Source organism: Edaphobacter sp. (assembly GCF_035763405.1).
In the GTDB taxonomy this organism is placed as follows: Bacteria; Acidobacteriota; Terriglobia; order Terriglobales; family Acidobacteriaceae; genus Edaphobacter.
Genome location: NZ_DASUBE010000168.1, coordinates 25649 through 45047 on the forward strand (window position 1 = coordinate 25649; position 19399 = coordinate 45047).

The 19399-nt window shown below is 62.9% G+C and carries 12 protein-coding genes; 3 read left to right on the top strand and 9 right to left on the bottom strand.

Annotated features, from left to right (window positions below; all coding sequences use genetic code 11):
• Positions 1–40 precede the first annotated feature (40 nt).
• Complete coding sequence (locus VFU66_RS15625) at positions 41–2881, top strand: ComEC/Rec2 family competence protein (protein ID WP_326447200.1); 2841 nt, start codon at positions 41–43, stop codon at positions 2879–2881.
• Between the two features lie 94 nt (positions 2882–2975).
• Positions 2976–3251, top strand: coding sequence for a hypothetical protein (locus VFU66_RS15630; RefSeq protein ID WP_326447201.1), 276 nt, complete (start codon positions 2976–2978; stop codon positions 3249–3251).
• Between the two features lie 134 nt (positions 3252–3385).
• On the opposite strand, the gene VFU66_RS15635 is transcribed toward VFU66_RS15630, so the two are convergent.
• The 5 genes from VFU66_RS15635 to VFU66_RS15655 all read right to left on the bottom strand — a co-directional run bounded on the left by VFU66_RS15635 (position 3386) and on the right by VFU66_RS15655 (position 14190).
• A complete protein-coding gene (locus VFU66_RS15635; protein ID WP_326447202.1) occupies positions 3386–7135 on the bottom strand; it encodes a TonB-dependent receptor domain-containing protein in 3750 nt (1249 codons plus the stop codon).
• 518 nt (positions 7136–7653) lie between these two features.
• Positions 7654–9522, bottom strand: a complete 1869-nt coding sequence (locus VFU66_RS15640; protein ID WP_326447203.1) for an NHL repeat-containing protein — start codon at positions 9520–9522, stop codon at positions 7654–7656.
• 8 nt (positions 9523–9530) lie between these two features.
• Entirely contained in the window at positions 9531–11183 is a 1653-nt protein-coding gene (gene xrtJ, locus VFU66_RS15645; RefSeq protein WP_326447204.1) for an exosortase J, read from the bottom strand.
• A gap of 93 nt (positions 11184–11276) precedes the next feature.
• Positions 11277–11474 (bottom strand): PExPT-CTERM protein, encoded by a 198-nt coding sequence (locus VFU66_RS15650; RefSeq protein ID WP_326447205.1) that lies wholly within the window; start codon positions 11472–11474, stop codon positions 11277–11279.
• Between the two features lie 109 nt (positions 11475–11583).
• Entirely contained in the window at positions 11584–14190 is a 2607-nt protein-coding gene (locus VFU66_RS15655; protein WP_326447206.1) for a M1 family metallopeptidase, read from the bottom strand.
• Positions 14191–14304: 114 nt separating this feature from the next.
• Here VFU66_RS15655 and VFU66_RS15660 point away from each other — a divergent pair, with 114 nt between their 5' ends.
• Entirely contained in the window at positions 14305–14937 is a 633-nt protein-coding gene (locus VFU66_RS15660) for a phosphoribosyltransferase (RefSeq protein WP_326447207.1), read from the top strand.
• A gap of 153 nt (positions 14938–15090) precedes the next feature.
• On the opposite strand, the gene glk is transcribed toward VFU66_RS15660, so the two are convergent.
• The 4 genes from glk to gnd form a co-directional block, all read right to left on the bottom strand.
• Complete coding sequence (gene glk / locus VFU66_RS15665) at positions 15091–16137, bottom strand: glucokinase (protein ID WP_326447208.1); 1047 nt, start codon at positions 16135–16137, stop codon at positions 15091–15093.
• Positions 16138–16935 carry a 6-phosphogluconolactonase gene (pgl, locus tag VFU66_RS15670; protein WP_326447209.1) on the bottom strand — a complete coding sequence of 266 codons (798 nt, stop codon included), beginning with the start codon at positions 16933–16935 and terminating at the stop codon, positions 16138–16140.
• 22 nt (positions 16936–16957) lie between these two features.
• Positions 16958–18517, bottom strand: a complete 1560-nt coding sequence (zwf, locus tag VFU66_RS15675; RefSeq protein ID WP_326447210.1) for a glucose-6-phosphate dehydrogenase — start codon at positions 18515–18517, stop codon at positions 16958–16960.
• 51 nt (positions 18518–18568) lie between these two features.
• The coding region (gnd, locus tag VFU66_RS15680; RefSeq protein WP_326447211.1) for a phosphogluconate dehydrogenase (NAD(+)-dependent, decarboxylating) at positions 18569–19399 on the bottom strand (831 nt) is incomplete at its 5' end.

Sequence of the window (19399 nt, forward strand, 5' to 3'; positions counted from 1 at the left end):
GTGTGTTGTGAATTGAAGCAGGCGGTCGGCAGGCAGAGTGGTGAAGACCGAAAGAGTAGAGGAACGCTCCTCGGCGAAGGAGCTTCGGGCCAGGTTGTGGCCACGCGCGGCGGCTCCGGTGCAGGCGCTCGAGTTCAGGCGCGCGCCGGTGCTGATGGCCGTGTGTTGGTTCGCGGCGGGCGAGGTGCTGGCGCGGCACTGGCAGCCTGCAATCGTACTGCTGGTTGCGTTGGTTCTGCTGTATGGACTTCTGCTCACGGCGCTGAGGCATTCGCTGCGGCTAGCGGTGCTGCCTCTGGCTGCAACGTGGATGGCGGTGGGTTTCTGGTGCGCGGAGATGCAGCCTGCACCTCCAACGCAGCAGGCACTGCTGAGCTACACCGATGGGTTGAGCCGTCAGGTGGTGGGGCGGGTGGTGCGCGTGCGGGAGCTTCCCGCCACACCGAAGGCGCCGGATCAGGACAACGAGCCGGGATGGTGGGTCGGCAAAGAAGAGGCCGAGTCCGAGGCGGCGGTTGGCGCACTCTCGGTGGATTTAAACGTCCAGGAGATCGAGTATCTGACGCAGGACATCTCGCGGCTCATTCCGATGACCGGCGGCGTGCGGATGAATGTGGTCGCGGACAAGGCGCGACCCGGATCTACGGACAGTTTTCATCCTCTGCCTGAGTTTCACTGCGGTGATGTGGTTGAGGCACCGATGCGACTGCGTGTGCCGGAACGCTACCACGACCCCGGCGCGTGGCAGTACGCGGATTATCTGTTGGCGCAAGGCTTGGGAACACATGCAACTGTGCGGGCCTCGAAGATCGCCCTGCTGGGCGCGGATGCAGTGCCCGCGGCTGATGGAGGCGTGCGGCTTCTTCAGCGAGCAAGCTGGACAGCAGTGGCGCAGTGCAGAGTCTACGCAGCACAGGCGTGGGCCTCAGGGCGCGTGCTGCGGTATGTGCATTCGCGGGTGAATCGCGGTCTTCCCCCTGCACTGCGATTGAACGCCGACGACGCGGGCATGTTGAACGCGATGCTGTTTGGCGACCGGGCGGGCTTGAACAAAACGCTGCGTGTCGGGTTTGAGCGTACAGGGTCATTTCATCTCTTTGTGGTCTCGGGGATGCACGTTGCGCTCATCGCGGGTTTGCTGTTCTGGATGGTGCGGCGGCTCAGACTGGGGGAGTGGCCGGCAATGCTGCTGACGATTGCCTTGACCGGAGGCTATGCGCTGCTGACGGGCTTCGGCCCTCCGGTGCAACGCGCACTTTTTATGACGGCGGTCTTTCTGATGGCGCGGATGATGTCGCGCGACCGCAATGTACTGAACGCGCTGGGAGCTGCGGCGCTGGGCGTACTGGTATGGTCGCCGGACGCACTCTTCGGGGCGAGCTTCCAGATGACGTTTCTGGCGATTGCGGCGATTGCCGGCATCGCCGTGCCGCTGGGCGAGCGGAGCTTCCTGCCCTACGCACGCGCAGCGCGAACGCTCGGAGACGAGTGGCTGGACATAACCTTTGCTCCCCCGCTTGCGCAGTTTCGCGTGATGCTGCGGCTGTGGAGCGAGACGTTTGCGCGTGTGCTCGGGCGATGGGCGCGCGGGCTTCCCGCTCTGGCGGTGCGATGGACGCTGTGGGCGCTCGAGCTGGCGCTGATTGGCCTCGTGACGGAGATGGTGATGGTGTTGCCGATGGCGGTCTACTTTCACCGCGCTACCATGTTCGCTCTGCCGACGAACATGCTGAGCGTGCCGCTGGTGGCTGTGCTCATGCCGATGGCCGTGGTCGCGTTCTGCGCCATGCTCGCTGGCCCGTGGGTGGCGGCCTTGCCGGGTGCGGCAACGGCGCTGCTGCTGCATGGCGTAACGGGAGTGATTGGCCGGGTGAGCGCGGTCCATACGGCAAACCTGCGCGTGCCTGCGCCGGTGTGGTGGATTGCGGCACTGGCTGTCGCAGCGTGGGCCTTCTGCTGCTGGGCCGTTCGACAGTCACGAATATGGGCGTGGGTTGCAGTCACGCTGCTGCCTCTGGTGGTGGCGATGGTGCTGTGGCCCGAGCCGGAGTTGGTCGCGCCTGACAGGCTTGAAGTGACGGCCATCGACGTGGGGCAGGGCGACTCGATTCTAGTGGTGGGGCCGACGGGCAAGACGATGCTGGTGGATGCGGGCGGGCCCGTGGGCGGCTTGAATGAGGCGGCGCAGGCTACCAGCAGATTCGACGTGGGCGAAGAGGTGGTGTCGCCGTACCTGTGGTCGCGGCGGATACGACGGCTCGACGTGCTGGTGCTGAGCCACGCGCACAGCGACCACATGGGCGGAATGCCGGCGGTGATGCGCAACTTCATGCCGCGCGAGCTGTGGGTGAGTATCGATCCGGACTCGGAGGCGTATCGCACGCTGCTGGCCGAGGCGCGCGGGCTGGGCGTCCGCGTGCGGCATTTCTACGCAGGCGACCATACGGAGTGGGACGGCATGGGCGTGACGGCGCTCTCGCCTCAACCCGGTTACACCAACGTCGGCGAGCCGGTAAACGACGACTCGCTGGTGCTCAGGATGCAGTATGGCAAGGCTTCGGTGCTGCTGGAAGGCGACGCCGAGGCCGTGAGCGAGTGGCAGATGCTCCGCAGCGGACGGATGACGCAGGTAACGCTGCTGAAGGTGGGGCACCACGGCAGCAAAACCTCGACCACGCCCGCGTTTCTGGCCGCCGCTGCCCCGAAAGATGCAGTGATTTCCGTGGGAAAAGGGAATACATTCGGTCATCCTCGGTTTGAGGTGGTCGAGAGGATTGAGGATGCGCACGCGCAGCTCTACCGTACCGATGAGTTTGGATTGACCAGGTTTCTGCTGGACAGCGGCGGAGGAATCCGGGAGGTCAAAGGAGCGTCTAATTAACCGGCAGGCGGCAGGAGGGCAAAAGCAGGTCCTCCGGCTGCGCGGAGGATAACAGCTTTAGGGAGATTGGACTGGAGTTCGGACGGGGGGTCGGATGGAACTGAACGAGATGAAGGCGGAGGTACGGGTCCCGAGCGCGGAGGAGCGGGCCGAGGAGCAGCGGCTGATTCGCCGGATGCAGGTGATGATGAACATGGTGATGGCAACCATCGCGCAAGACCCCTCGCTGACCGTGGACGAGGCCTCGCAGATGATCGCCGACAGCCGCAAGGCCGCGCTGGCGATGTTCCCGGACAAGGAGCTGGCGTATGACCTGATCTGGAAGCCGCGATTTCAACGGCTGATGCGCGAGCGGTTCCGGATCATGTAACGGAAAGGCTTAACGCCGATTTGCACCGATTACACCGATTTTAAAAGGCGACCGCGGATTGACACGGATTGCACGGATAAAACAAAATCCGTGAACATCCGTTCAATCCGCGGTCGTTTTCCTGCGGTTAGAGGTTAGAACTCCAGGCGGCCCGAGAGCTGCAGATCGCGGGAGAGGTTGCCCTGGCCGCTGACCTGGCCGAAGTTGGAGCTTCCATACGAAGTGCCGATGCCGCTGAACTGCGTGTGGTTGGTGACGTTGTACATGTCGGCCTGGAGGCTCAGCTTGCTGGAATCGGACAGGTGCAGCGCGAAGCTGCGGCGCAGGCTGATGTCGAGCCCGTAGTTGCCCGGGCCGTAGAGGTTGTAAGGCGCCGTCCGCGGCGAGTTGCCGAAGGTATAGTCAGGCGTCGCGATGAAGGCGTTGGGGTCGATGAAGTTGACCTTGGTGTTCGAGGCCGTGACGCCGTGTCCCCAGTCTCCGTTGATGCGAGCATTGCCGGTGAAGGCTGGGTTCAGGGTAGGCCGGCAGCTGGCCTGCGCCGGGTTGGTGCCGCAGTTCGAGGCAGTGATGGCCAGGGGCGAGCCCGAGTTCGCCTGGAAGATCTCAGAGAACTTGAAGCCGCCGAAGATGGCGCGCTGCCATGCCGTGTTGGCGAAGATGGACTTGCCGAAGGGCAGATCCCAGACGCCGGTCAGCACAATGTGCTGAGGCTGGTTGCTGGTCGAGACGGTGCGGTCGAACGAGTCGGCCTTGTGGAACTTGCCATCCGGCGAAAACTGTGCCGGGATGTCATAGCCGGTGAGGAAGGTGCCGCCGTTATCGATAGCGCGCGACCAGGTGTAGTTCAGCATAAAGGTAAGTCCGTGCGACGGACGCTTCTGAATCGAGACCTGAAGGCCGTTGTAAAAGGAGTTGGACACGTTGCCGTAGCTATCGCTGACCGAGCTGAAGGGGAACGGCTTGAGCGCGGTCTGGAGCTTCTGCTTGGAGGTGAACAGCCCCGCAGGCGGGCAAGGCAGGTTGTTGGCAACGCAATAAGCCTCCATGCTGGAGCCGGCCAGGTTGAGGTTGGAGCCAAGTGCGAGGTACTTGGGATCGAGCTGATTGGACCAGTAGCCGCGCGCGTCGCTTCCGTCGGAGATGAGGAAGTGGCCCTCGGAGCCGACATAGCTGATGGTCGAGGTGATGGAATCAGTCCACGAATGCTGGAAGCCGAGGCTCCAGTTGATGTACTGCGGAGCGCGGCCGCCCAGGTACGGATCGGCGTAGCCAACGCCCGAGGGATTGCCGGTGTAGCCGGAGACGGTAGTGAAGCCGGTGCCGTATCCGTTGCCCGAGGCAGCGCCCTGAGCGGGAGTAAACGATGGGATGGCCGTCTGGCCGGGGCCGAGCGGCGCGGTCGAGAGCAGGAAGCCGTTTGCGCCGAACGACGGGGCCGCCGAGAAGCCGAGCGTGCCGGTGCCGGTGCGCGAGTTGGCCGCGCCGCCGACGCCGTTGCCGTGCGTGTACATCACGCCGTAGCTGCCGCGAATGACCGTCTTGGAATCGGCCTGGTAGGCAAAGCCAAGACGCGGGCTGATGTTTTTGTAATAGTTGTTGACCGGCGTCGAGCAGTTGCAGGTATTCGGGCCGTGACCGGCGTATTCAACCGCGCCGGGAAGATTGGTGACGGGGTTGATGAGCGTCGGGTTGAAGAAGCTCATGTGGTCGTGGGCTTCGTGATAGCTGGGGTAGAAGTCGTAGCGCAGGCCCAGGTCGAGCGTCAGCTTCGGCGTGACCTTCCAGTTGTCCTGAACATAGGGAGAGATGGCGCGGAAGCGGGCGCCGTACTCAGGAATGAGATATTGGGTGAGCTTGGCGCTGTCGATCTGGCCGACGAGGAAGCTGGCATAGGCGAGGCCCGTGTTGGAGGTCGCGGCATACGCCGGCGTGGAGTTGCTGGAAGGGGTGATCGCCGCAGTCTCGGTCGGGCTGTTAGAGAGTGTCAGGGGTGTGGTGCCGGTGTTGGCCGGGGTCTGCTGGTATTGCAGCCAGGCAACCTGTCCGCCGATGGTCAGCGAGTGCTTGCCCAGCTCCCACTGTACGTTGTCGAGCAACGTATACGAATTGGCGATGTTGATGGAAGCGGTAGTGCCCGCCCACTGGGTTGGCGCGGCGGTCCCGCTGAAGCTGGTAATCGGAAACGCCTGCTGCGCCTGTCCCTGAGGAAGATTGGTGATGCCCATCGCGGTCGCTGCGTAGGTCGGAGTCTGGTCCGCGTTGATCGTGGGACCGTTGTAGCGCGCGAAGCCGTATTTGAACTGGTTGACGACAGTGGGCGAGAAGATGTGCGTATCTTCGATGATGCCAACGGCAGTCTTTGGCGCGTAGGCCTGGCTGTAGTTGTAAGGCAGCCCAGCGGTGTTCCGGCCACTGCTCGTCTGACCCACGGGAACCGAGCTGGCCTGGCGTCCGATGGCGGCTGTCAGGGTCAGGGTATTCCTTGAGCTCACGGTATAGTCGATGCGGTCGGTCGTGGACCAGTTGGAAAGAGCGGAGCTGTTTGGCGCGAAGTAGTTGTTTTGCGCGTCCTGATTGGCGAGCGCGGGGATGTAGCTCTGCATCTTCAGCGCGATAGGAGAGAACTGCGCGGACGGGATCACATTTGCCGGGCCGACCTGTGTCGGGCCGCCGGTGGGGCCGGGGGTTCCGCTGTAAGCATAGCCGTATTGATAGCGGCAGGGCCCCTTGGTGCTATGCGAGGTGCACTCGGCCTGCGTGCTGGGGTCGTAGATGTTGATGTGATTGCCCTTGGTGTCGACGATGGCGCTGAAGTCGCCCTGCTGCTCCGCCAGCGTGGGGAAGCTGACCGCCGTGGGCTTGACGCTGGAGTAGCGGAAGCCGTTGTAGTTGCCAAAAAAGAAGAGCTTGTCCTTCCACGAACCGAACGGGACGAGCGGACCGCTGAGGGTGATGCCGTACTCGTTCTGGTGTTCGATGGGCTTTTGCGGAAGACCGGTGACGGGATTGGTGACGCGGAAGAAGCCCCAGGTGTCGAGCGCGGTGTTCCGGAAGAACTCGTAGACGGAGCCGTGATACTTGTTGCCGCCCTGCTTGACGGTGTAGTTCTGGACGCCCTGGCCCTCATAGAGCGCGGAGTAGCCGCTGGTCTGCACCTGGAACTGGTTGACGGCATCGACCGAGATGGCCGTCCAGACAAAGCGCGGGTCGCCTTCGCCCGAAGCCTGCGTGAACGGTATGCCGTTGATGTACACGGCACTGGCTGCGCCGCGGCTGCCGGAGCCGTTGACGACGCCGGTATTGGTGGTGGCGTTGCCGTTGGTCTCGTTGCCCTGCACGCCGGGCATCAGGAGAGCGAAGTCGGTGGCGCGGCGCTGGTCGGGCTGGCCGAAGGCTCCCATCTGGATGGGCAGGGCGGAGTACATCTCCTGCTCCATGGTTGCGCCGAGGGTGGCATTGCTGGTCTCAAGCGCGGGCGGCGCCGAGGAGACGGTGACGCTCTGGGTCTCCGCGCCGAGCTTCAGGCCGACGTTCACGTTCGCAATTTCGAGCGAGTTGACGTGGACGTTCTCCTGCTGGGTGGTCTGGAAGCCGGGTGCGGTGACGGTCAGGGTGTAGATGTCGGCGTCGAGCGGCGAGACCGAGTAGTTGCCCGAAGAGTCGCTCGTGACGGTGACTCGGGTGCCGCGCGTGGTCGAGGTGGCCACGACCGTGGCGTTGGGGACGACCGCTCCGGTCGGGTCGGTGACGACGCCCTTGATGGCACCCTTGCCGGCGAGCTGCGCGCCTGCAGGCAGGGTCAGGAACAAGACCGCCGCGGCGAGGACGATCGACAAGAACAGAAATGGACGGGCTTTCGCAAGGCTGAGATGTGCGAACACAGAACGCTGGTTTTTGCAGGGCGTCATTTTGAGTGACCTCTTCTCTGAAGGTTTCCGCAAAGCGGATTTCTCTGGCGCCCAATTCGTTGGGCGCTCCTGGACTTCGGTCCCGAGGGCTGCCGTATGGTCAGACCACATGTGCCGGTATTTGCAAGCTTCTGTTATCCCAATAAGCACTGTCAAGAGCTTTCGGGAAATATTTTCTCGTGAATTAAATATGGAAGTAGTTATGGAAAATGGGATTAGCTGTCATTCCGCGCATGACACACAGCAACCGACACCGGAAAAGAACGCTATTTCTATTGGTTGTACCTTGCGAACTCAGGACAATAACAATAGGTCTGGGTGGATTGGAGGAAACACCCGCAGCTCGCCTTCACTCCTCGACTCTTTGGCGTTGAACAATGCGTGTGGCGCGCCTCGTCCTCCGAAGCGAGACTTGTTGTCATTCCCGAAGGGAATCTGTGTGAGGCTTTGGCGCACTGGACTACGGTTAAACTACGGTTCGAGGGAAAATGCTAAGGCGCCTGGGGAAGGCCGAGGAGCGGGGTCTTGACCGGGGTGGCGAGGCCGACGAACTCGATGAGCGTATTGCTGCCGAAGTTTGTGACCCAGATGTTGCCGCTCGCGTCGATGGCGATGGCGAAGGCCTGAAGCAGGGCGGCATCGGGCGCAAAGCCTGCGGGCGGCGAAAGGACCTTGCCGGGCGTGCTGGACGCCGTGCCAGCCAGCTCCGTAATCGATGGGCCGCGATAGTTCGCCACCCAGACGTTGCCGGCGCCATCGACGGCGATGCCCTGCGGGTGGTTGAGCCCCCCGCCAGTGTATGGGTTGGGCACGGCGCTGCCTGAGCTTGAGATCTCGCTGACGCTGTCGCCAAAGTAATTGGCGACCCAGAGATTGCCGGACGGGTCGAAGGCAAGCCCCGAGGCCCCGTCACAGCAGGAGATGTTGGTGAACTGCTTGCCGTCCGGGGAGACCTTGGTGACGGTGGTATCTCCCTGATTGGCGACCCAGGCGTTGTGGTTGCCGTCGATGGCGATGGCAACGGGAAAGACAAGGTTGGTCGAGGAGTAACCTGTCGCGCCGGAGAGCGGCTGACCGGACGAGTTGTACTGCGTGAGGTGCGAGTTGCCGTAATCGACGACCCAGGCGGTGGAGTTGGCGTCGATCGCAATGGCGATGGGGTAGTTGAGGCCGCCTGCGCTGTAGCCCTTCGCACCGGACATGAACTGCCCCGACGGGCTGAGTTCGACGACGCTATCGGAGCAGGGCGGCGATGAGGACGCCTCGTTCGTGATCCACACGTTATTGCCGGGGTCGATGGCCAGGCCGTAGGAGTTGCACAGGCCGCCGCCGGTGATGCCGTTGGCGAAGACCGGGCTGCCGGTAGGAGAAAACTCCGAGGCGACGGCGAAATAGCTGGCGACCCATACGTTGCCTTTGGCATCGACGCCCAGAGCGCCGGGGCTGTTCATGCCGCCGCCTTTGTAGTTGATAAAGAGTGTCCAGTCGGCCGGGGCCACGGTAAGCGCGGGGGAAAACGCAGTGCTCGTAGTGGACTGCGTATAGAGCGCGGCCACATTGCTGCCCGGGTTGCGCGCCATGTCGAGCGCGGCGATGAACGTGTTGGTGGGAGCAGTGCCGCCAGTGGGTGTGGCGGACGCGAAGAGCTGGCTGCATGGAGCTGTGGTAGCAGCAGCCGTGCAGGCGTTGAGCAGGTTGGCAAGGCTGTTGAGCTTGGCGGCAGGAGAACTGGCCGTCGCGGGAAAGCCAGCTCCGGGCGATGCGCCCGTAGTCAGGTTGACGAGGTTCGCCACATTCGCCACGGCGTTTGCCAGACCCTGCGCGTTGGTCGAGGAGGCACCGAGGTCGCCTCCGGTGCTCAGAAACTGCGAGAGTCCCCAGGCGGTCGCCGCGGTCGTCACTTCGTTGACGGCAAACTGCGTGGAAGCCGTGAGCTGATTGCAGGCCCCGAGCGCCGTAGCCAGCACGATGGCGGAGTTTTCCGCAGCAGTACCCACTTTGCCGCCGCTGATCTTCAGCAGAAGCTGCGAGCTGCCCGAGGGGCACTGGTAGCCTGCGGGAACAGTGAAGGCTCCCGTGGCATCGGTCGTAACGGCTGAAGTGAGCAGCGCGGTTGCGGCAGAGCCGTTGCCTGTGGTGCCCGCAGCATAGAGCTGCACCGTGGCTCCGCTGATGGGCTGGGTGCCTGCCATGGCCTTGCCGCCGAAGGTAACGCCGGAGCCGGGGGGCGGAGGTGGCGGCGCGGTCCCGGAAGAGTTGCTGCCGCACCCGCCCAACAGGACCAGCAGGCTGAAGGCAGCCGCTGCTCCAGCTATGCGGCGCGGGCTGGAAGCTGCGGCGGCTTGAAGGAATGTCTTCAACAGTGCGCTCATGGATGCCTGTAGGGGCTGGTCAGGGCCTTGAAGTCGACCGAGGCGAGAAAGCGGGTCAGGTCCGCGGTCAGTTGTGCGCGGGCAACGTTGACGGGCAGGGTGGTATTGGTGGTCTCGGCGTGGAGCAGGATCGGAATAGGACGCGCAGGGTCCTGCGTGAAGATGGACTGCGGATCAGGCTTGCTGTAGAGGAAGCCGAAGTGAGCGCGGTCGGTCGAGTACTCGCCGCAGGAGGTCCTGTCGCAGAGCGTGGTGGCCTCCAGATACTGCACGGCCCCGGTGTTGAAGAACGATCCCGAGAAGTTGATGGGAACATTGCCTGCGGTGGAGATGGTCATCTGTTCTGCCCAGAGTGGGTCTTCGCCGCGTGCGGAGTGACAGATGAGCGTGTCGTGCGCGCCGAGCACGGGCGAGACACCGAGCGAGATGTGTGCGCCGCCATCCGCGGGCGCATATTCCGCCCAATGGTAAACAAGCGGGCCGGTATAGAGGTTCTCGTTCCATGTACGGACGAGTGTGTAGCTGCCGATGTGGGCCGGGAACTGCCCCATCGCCTTCTCATCTGCCTGGGCCTGGGCGCGGTAGGCTCGGGTGTGTGCATAGGCGCGCGCGACTCCGACCCAGCCGACCACAGCGAGCAGCAGCATGGCGGCCAGGCGCGCGTAAATCGACGCACTTCCTGCCTGCACGGATGATGCGGCCTCCACCGGCGGAGGCTTGATCTGGCCGGGGTCTTCGCCGAGGCGGCGGATGGCATAGAAGAGCAGAATGGTGGCTAAAAGAAACAGGCACGCACCAATGATGTAGTCGCCCATCTCCGCCTTGTCCTGAAGCCAGGTGATGCGGAGTGCGACGAGATAGTAGAGAACCAGCGTGCAAAGACGCGCAAAGTTGAAGACGTAGCCCAGCATGACCGCGCCTGCGACGACGGCGGCGTGCGCGTACCAGCGGAAGCGGTAGACATAGCCCGCAACGAGCGCGATAAGGCCCATTGTGACCGCACCGCGAATGCCGTTACAGCCCGGCGCGATGAACATGCCGAACTTCGGCGTGAACATCAGGCGCAACTGGTCGGGACTGAGCTGCTGGCCGAGCGCAATGGCAAATGATCGGGCAACGTGCGCGGAGACGCGCTGCAAGGGCAGATCGACGTAGACGTTGAAGACGTGCGGAATGGGGTTGACGAACCAGATGAGGATGATGGGAAACAGCGCCGCCCGATAGAGGCGTGTTCCGCCAAAGAGCAGGACGACCCCTGAGACGTAAGCAAAGGCGACCAGCGAGTGCGGAGGAAAATAAATCGACCACTTCGGCGAAAGCACAAAGACCAGCACCGCCTGGTCGCGCACGTGAACAATGGCCGCGGTGACGACCAGCACCACAAAGCCCCACCAGGTGCCATTCATCTGCCATTTTTGCGAGCGCCAGACGCGAAGGATGAGCACCAGGCTGACCAGCGGGATGAACATGCCGATCGACTTCAGCGCATCGTCGAGCCACATGCCCCAGAGGGCCGCCGCCGTCGAGGAGATGGTGGAGATTCCGAGGACAACAAGCAGCACCGCCGCGGCGGCCTTCAAGCGCGTCGGCTTCGCGCCCTCTGCGGGAAGCAGAGGACGCGCTTCAGCAACGGCCGGAAGAGTTGGCATACCTTGTTCGATTCAGAGGACCGCGATGCATGCCCGACGGTCAGTTAATGGGGAGTTGGGGAGTTGGGGAGCATTCTGACCGATTCTGCAAGCTTACCTGGACGAGTTGCGGCGTGCCTTGATGCGGGCGCGCACGGAGACGAACAATGCACCGGCGGAACCTACCGCAGCGAGGATGGCTGTCGGATTCTCCGGGGAGTTCACGCACCCTCCTGCGTCCGCAAATAGAGGAACAGTGGTGGATGAGAGGAGGGCAATAGCGATGAGTAAGAAAAGCCAATGTTTCTTCATAAGTGTCCTCTCTTCGGAAGGTACTTTCCCAAAAGTGGAAAGTCAACGCAGATTTGGCTTGTGTTCATAACACTTTTGGGGAGGGAACATATTTCATCATCTTGTTTCCTCATCGTGCCGGTCGCTCAGCGCCGGGCTGAGCTTCGAGCCATTGGCGAAGGTTCGGCCCCTGCTCCGCCCGTAACTGAATGCAGGCATTGATGCTGTCGATCGCCTTGGCGAGCGTGCGCGCGGCGGCATCCACTTTGTGCGCGGCAAAGAAGTCTGCCACCTCATCGCGTTTTTCCACAGTGCAGAAGCCTCCGGCGGCTTTGACGACATCAGCACCGGAGCTGACAGTGAGCCGTGCCTGGACCTTGTCCCAGTTGTGGCGGATGTAGTCCCATGTCTGGTCCTGGGTCTCGCGCTGGCGGAGGAGGCTGGCAAAGAGTCTCCAACTGTCCTGATTGCGCACCTGCCCGGAGACGGCGTAGTCGAGCGTGCGCGTCACCAGCCCCGGCAAGCGGAAGCGGGTCAGCGAGCGCAGGGCCTGGGACTGGAGATTGGGGTTGGACCCATCTTTGCTTGCCGTGAGGAGGCGGTCATAGAGCGCGGCGTCGCCATGAGCTGCCGCGACACGGAGAGCGGCTTCGGTGAGTACAGGATCGAGCTTCGCATCCGGAAAGCCTATGGCAGGATAGGCGCGGTTAGCGATCTGGGTGGCTTCAGCGAGGACCGCCGGGTCTCCGGCGTTGCCGAGAATCTCGAAGAGCTTGGCGCGAAGCTCCTGGCGGTCGAAGGACTCGCCTTTTTGCGGGCTGCCGAGCGCACGGTAGACCGGCTCGAACTGACGGCGAATCACAGCGTCGAGCCCGGTGCGGCTTTTACCCGTAGCGATGTCGGAGTCGATCCGCTCCAGTTGCAACTCGGCCAAGTCGAAGAGCGCGGCGGTAGAGTCCTGCCGGAGCGCGAAAAACAGGTCGAGATAGTCGCCGATGGCCCCCTGCCCCGAGCGGACGAGCGCCCAGCGGTCGCCCAGCAGGCCGATGCGCTCGCGCGGCGTGAGGCCAGTCTCCGCATTCGCCACAATCGCTTTGAACTGCGAGGGAGTATACGCGGTGCGGTAGTACCCCTTGTCTGCCGCATTGACGTAGACGAAGGGAGCATTGCCCGGAACAGCGAGGCTGTTCTCTTCCGGCGTGAGCAGATGGCAGACAGGCTGGCCGCTCGTCTTCAGGCAGACGGGAATGGTCCATCGCTGGTCCGTGCTGTCCTTCGCGTTCGCCGAGAGGAAGAAGCGGCTCTGCGCAACGGAGATGCTGTCTGCCTGCCTCTCCGAGAGCGTAAGCAGCGGCACCCCGGGCAGCGTGACGAAGCTGGACATGATCTTGTCCACGGGCAGGTGCGAAGTTGCGGTCTGGGCGTTCCAGAAGTCCTGCGCCGTGGCATTGCCATAGAGATGCGCGGCGAGATAGTTGTGCACGCCCTGCCGAAAGGCCTCCTTGCCGACGTAGTTTTCGACCATGTTCAGCACGGCTCCCGCCTTGCCGTAAGCGATGCCGTCGAACATCTCGTTGATCTCGTCGGGCGTATTGGCGTGGGCGCGGATGGTGCGAGTCGTCTTCTGCGCGTCAAGGTTCAGCGTCTCGTCGAGGTCCTGCGCCTCGTCCTCGGCAAAGTTCCACTCGGGATGCCACTGGGCGACCGGCTTGGTCTCCATCCAGGTGGCAAAGCCCTCGTTGAGCCAGAGGTTGTCCCACCATTGCATCGTCACCATGTCGCCGAACCACTGGTGCGCCATCTCGTGCGCGACAACCAGGGCCACGCGCTTTTTCGAGGGCACCGAGCCGGTCTTCGCATCGACCAGCAGGTCGGTCTCGCGGTAGGTGATGCAGCCGAAGTTCTCCATCGCGCCTGCCTCAAAGTCGGGCAGCGCGACCATGTCAAGCTTGGGCATCGGGTACTTGATCCCGAAATAGGTGTCGTAATAGTGCAGGACGTACTCGGCGGACTCGACCGCAAATTTGGTGAGGCCAACCTTGTCCGGCGTGGCACAGGCGCGGATGGGCACGCCATCGGATTTACCCGAGGTGCATTTGAAGTCGCCGACGAGAAAGGCGACCAGGTAGGTAGACATCTTCGGCGTCGTGGCAAAGTGGATGGTGTGCTTGCCTGCAATGGGGCCGGGCGTGTCGGAGATGATGTTCGTGTTCGAGATCGCCGTGTCGCCTTTGTCTACGATGAGCACGATGTCGTAGGTGGCCTTGAGCGCGGGCTCGTCGAAGCTGGGATAGGCGCGGCGCGCGTCGGTGGGCTCGAACTGCGTGACAGCGTAGTTGCGGCGCACGGTGCGCGAGAGATAGAAGCCGCGCAGTTTGTCGTCGAGGATGCCGGTGTAGCGGATATGCAGTTCGGCTTTGCCCATCGGGAGAACATTGGGAAAGGTAAAGGTAGCCTGCTCCTTGGTGGGGTCAAGCGTGACTTCAGCGGCTTGCGCGCCGGACGTCACAGAGACAAAGGTCAGTTCCGCCGCGTTGAGCGTGATGGCGCGACTTGGCGCGTCAAGCGTCACGTCAATGGTCTCGTCGCCAGTGAAGGTGGCCGCCTTCAGGTCCGGCGTAAGGACGAGCTTGTACGCCTCCGGGTGAACGCCGGAGGGAAGACGCTGGGCTTGCATGGCGGAGGTAGAGGCGAGAACGAGAACTGCTGAAAGAAGAAGGGTATTGCGGATGGGCATGAATCGGGCCTTGATCGTGTACTGTATTCGAGCGCGGTTTAGAGTAACGGTACGGGGCTACGGCTGGCAAACGGGGCAAACGCTTGACTGGCCGCAGACGCATCTCAGATACCTATGTTTCGAGACCGCCGACATGCCGGAGAGCTGCTTGCAGGTCTGCTTGGAAGCTATCGCGGACAAGCGCGGACGATGGTGCTTGCACTGCCGCGAGGCGGTGTCCCGGTTGGCGCGGTCGTTGCGCGCGACCTTGGCCTGCCGCTCGATGTCTTTACCGTGCGCAAGATCGGCGCTCCGCACCAGCCCGAGTTGGCGATTGGCGCGGTGGCCGCTGGCGGAGTCCTCGTGCTCGACGAGCGCGCGACCGGCTCGATGAACATTTCACGGGAGACACTCGATGCGGCGGTCGCGCGCGAGCGAGAAGAACTGCTGCGGCGCGAGCGGCTTTACCGTGGCGAGCGGCCGCCACTCAACCTGCAAGGATGCACAGCGATTCTGGTCGACGATGGCCTGGCGACCGGCTACACGATGCTCGCCGCCGTCCGCGCAGTCCGCACACAACAGCCAGCGCGGGTCGTGGTCGCCGTTCCCGTGGCTCCGCCAAGCACCATAGAACGCCTGAAGAGCGAGGCAGACGAGATTGTCTGCGTCCACAGCACCGAGAACATGTTCGCCGTCGGCGAGTTCTACGAAGACTTCCGCCAGGTGACGGACGACGAGGTACGCGCCACGATGAACGATATTGATTAGAGCATTTTCCCTGGAATGTTCCCTGGAGATATAGTCCTCGCGGCTTCATCGTCCGTCGCGGGATTGGTTGTCATTCCCGCAGGGAATCTGCGTTTCGCTTCGGGTCACACCGAACTACAGTTCAGGCAAAAATGCTTGAGAAGCTGGCGCCAATCAGGTATGCATCGAAGCAGCGCGTTCGGAGCGGCCGGAGGTCTCGGTGGCACGCGCCTCGGCGTAAGCGGCCGCGCCCAGCAGCGCGCAGGCGTCGTCGAGGATGACGCGCACCGGCACGGCCTGGAGCAGAGGCGAGAGGCGGCCCTTGTCGAGGAAGGCGTGGATGAACGCGCCGTTCTGAAGCGTCTTGAGGATGCGCGGCGGGATGCCTCCCCCCAGATAGATGCCGCCCATCGAAAGCACCTTCAGCGCAACGTTGCCGGCCTCGGCTCCATAAGCGGCGGCAAAGGTCTTCATGGTCTCAAAGCAGATGGAGCTGGATCCGTCTTCGGCACACTGGCCGATGACGGCGTTGGGGTCTTCGGCGGCCATGCGATCGCGGAGCCACTGCGGCTCATCGAGCTTCTCGACATCGCGTAGGTAGGCATAGACGTTCTTGATACCAAGGCCCGAAACCACACGCTCGAAGCTGACGCGACCGTTGAGCGTGCGGCGCAGATAGTCGAGCAGCGCCACCTCGCGGTCGGTGCGCGGCGCAAAGTCGCAGTGGCCGCCTTCGGAGGGAATCGGGCGGTGCTGTCTGCCGTCCCAGATGAGCAGCGCCTCGCCGAGACCCGTGCCCGCCGAGACCAGTCCACGATGACCCACGGCGCTCGCATCCCCAGCATGGAGCGTGAAGATCTTGTCGGGCGCAAGCTCCGGAATGCCGTGGCCGTTGGCCTCAAGATCATTGATGAGAAAAACATTGCGAATGCCCAGCGAGCGCGTGAGGTCGCGCACATCGAGCGTCCACGGCAGGTTGGTCAGCTTCAGGCGGCCTTCGCGCACGGGGCCGGGGCAGCCGAAGCAGGCAGCGAGAATCTCCTCGGCCTTGATCGCGGGGTGGCCTGCATCACCAGCAAGAAATGTGCTGACAACCTCGTCAAGGCTCGCAAACTGGTGCGCGGGAAACTTCTGGCCGCGCATCGGCTCCAGATGGCCGTTGACAAAGCTGTAGAGCGCAAGATGGACCTTGGTACCGCCGACGTCGCCAGCGAGGATCATTTATTTCAGCTCCAATGTTCCCTGATTGCCGTTGTCCGCCGGCGCGGGGAGTTTGGAGGCCGCTGCGGAGTCAAGAAGAAATGCGAGCCTGCCGCTGGCGGGCCGGATAACCTGCGAAGGATACGTGTCGGGCTGGTAAGGGCCGAGCAGGACATCGTGCAACACCTGCGCCTTGGCCGCGCCTTCGATGAGAAACGCCACTTCCCTGCCCTGATTGATGACCGGCCACGTCAGCGTGATGCGCCAGGTATCCTTCTGCGGAACGAAGTTAGCCGTGACGATGTCGGTCAGATCGTTGAGCGCCTCCGTGTCGGGAAAGAGCGATGCCGTGTGGCCGTCGTCGCCCATGCCGAGCAGGATCAGATCGAAGGTCGGCGTCTCCGCCCCCTCAAGACGAAACGTATTGCGGATGGTGGACTCGTAGCGCGCGGCGGCGACCGCCGGGTCAAGCTCGCCTTCCATGCGATGCACGCGCTCGGGCGCAAGCGGCACCTTCGAGAGCAGCGCCTCATTGGTCATGCGATAGTTCGAGTCGGGATGATCGGGCGGAACGCATCGCTCATCGACCCAGTACAGATCGAGCTTCGACCACGGAACCTCTTTGGCAAAAGGCTTCGCCGGGTCAGCGAGCAGCGCGAACATCGCCTTGGGCGTAGTGCCCCCGGAGATGGCGATGCGCGCCCGGCCACGCGCGTTGATCGCGTCGATGGCCGATTGCGTGAAAAGCTGCGCCGCCGCCGTAGCGACTTCGGCAGGCGTGGAGGAGACGCGGTAGGTAACGGTGACAGATCGAGGCATCGTGTAGTTGTCAGTTCTTCAGTTACAGTTTGCGCCACTTGCGATTTTCCGACTCAAGCAGCGCATCGGCTGCAGGCGGTCCCCATGTTCCGGCGGCGTAGTTGGGGAAGTCCTTCACCGGATCTTTCGCCCAGGCCTGAAGAATCGGCGTTATCAGCGCCCAGGTAGCTTCGACTCCATCGCGGTGCGCGAACAGCGTCGCGTCGCCGAGCATGGCGTCAAGCAGCAGACGCTCGTAGCCGTTTGCCGACGATTTGCCAAAGGCCCCCGCATAACTGAAGTCCATGTTGACCGGGCTGATCTTCATACCCGCGCCCGGCACCTTCGCGCCGAAGCGCAGGCTGATGCCCTCGTCCGGCTGGATGCGCATCGAGATCAGGTTCGGCTGGATGCCTTCGGCGGCCGCGCCTTCGCGGTCTTTGAAGAGTAGCAGCGGCGGCAGCTTGAACTGGATCGTGATCTCGGTGACGCGCTTGGCCAGCCGCTTGCCCGCGCGGATGTAGAACGGCACACCGGCCCAGCGCCAGTTTTCAATCTCCAGCCGCAGCGCAGCATAGGTCTCGGTCTGAGAACGCGGATGCACGCGGTCTTCCTGTCGGTAGCCGACGACGTGCTGGCCATCGACCGTGCCCGGACCGTACTGCCCGCGCACCGTGTCCGCAGGGTGGATGGGCGTAATAGCCTTCCACACCTTGACCTTTTCCGCGCGCACGGCGGCTGCCTCGAACGAAACAGGCGGCTCCATCGCAACAAAGCTCAGCAGCTCCATCACATGGTTCTGCACCACGTCGCGCAGCGCGCCGGCAGTCTCGTAGAAAGGCCCACGCCCTTCGATGCCGATTGACTCAGCCGCGGTAATCTCCACGTGATCGATATAGTTGCGGTTCCACGAGTTCTCGAAGATGCCGTTGGCGAAGCGGAAGACCAGGATATTCTGCACGGTCTCCTTGCCCAGATAGTGGTCGATGCGGAAGATCTGATCTTCGTCGAAGACCTTGTTGACCTCGTCGTTCAACGCGCGCGCGCTTTCGAGGTCGTGGCCAAACGGTTTTTCGATGATGACCCGCACCCACGGCGTGCGCCCCTCGGTCGCCTCGCACGGCTTCGACATGCCGTGCTCGCCGAGGAAGTTGATGATGTCGGAGAAGTATTCAGGCGCGGTGGCAAGGTAGAAGAGGCGGTTGCCGCAGGTGCCCGATTGCTTGTCGATGCCGGTGAGCAACTGATTGAGCGCATCGTAGCCCGCCGGGTCGTCGAAGTTCATCGCGTGATACTGGATCCTGTCGATGAACGGCGCGAGTTTAGGATCGTTGGCATCGACGCCGCCACCTGCGAGGATGCCTTCCTTCATGTCCCCGGCGAACGAATCCCGCAGCGGACGACGGGCCACGCCGACGACGGAGATCTTCTCCGGCAGCAGGCCCGCCTGTTCCAGGTGATAAAGCGCAGGCAGCAGCTTGCGCTTGGTCAGGTCGCCCGACGCTCCGAAGATGATGACGACACAAGGATCAGGAATGCGTTCCGGTTGCAGTGTAGCGGGAGCAGCGACTGGCGTGACGTGGAGTTCTTCAGTGGTTGGCATAACGTTACCTCTCGTGCTTTCTATTCGCGCCTGGTGCGGCCGGGCTTGTTGTTAGCTGTCCAGCTTCTTAACATCATGGCCACCAAAGGCCCCGCGCATAATCGAGATCATGCGATCGGTAAAGTTGTTCTCCTCACGCGAGCGCAGGCGGCGGATCAGCGACTCGGTGATGACCGGCGCGGAGATGTTCAAGTCGATGGCTTCCGTCACGGTCCAGCGGCCCTCACCCGAGTCGGGCACCCAGGCTTCCAGACCTTCGAGCGTCGGGTTCTTGTCGAGCGCGCCCGCCGTCAGGTCGAGCAGCCACGAACGCACCACCGAGCCGTACTGCCAGATGTGCGCAATCTGCGTGAGGTTGAGCGCGAGCGGCGTCTTGGCCTGCAGGATCGAGAAGCCCTCGGCATACGCCTGCATCATGCCATACTCGATGCCGTTGTGGACCATCTTGACGAAGTGGCCCGCGCCCGAAGGCCCGACGTGTCCCCAGCCTTTGTCCGCGTCGGGAGCAAGCGCCTGCCAGATAGGATTGAGACGGTCGACCGCCTCGCTGTCGCCGCCAATCATCAGGCTGTAGCCTTCCTTCAGCCCCCACACGCCGCCCGAAGTGCCGCAGTCGATGAAATGGAAGCCCTTGGCGGTCTCGGCCGCGTGACGGCGCTGCGTGTCTTTGTAGTTCGAGTTGCCCCCGTCGATGAAGGTATCGCCCTTTTGCAGCAGCGGTTCAAGGTTGGCAATGGTCTGATCCACCGGATCGCCCGAAGGGACCATGATCCAGATGGCGCGCGGAGCGGCAAGATTCTTCACCAGGTCGGCCAGCGAGTTGACGCCGAGTGAGCCGCTTGCGGTCAGTCTCGCCGTCGCGTCCTTGTTGAAGTCGAAGCC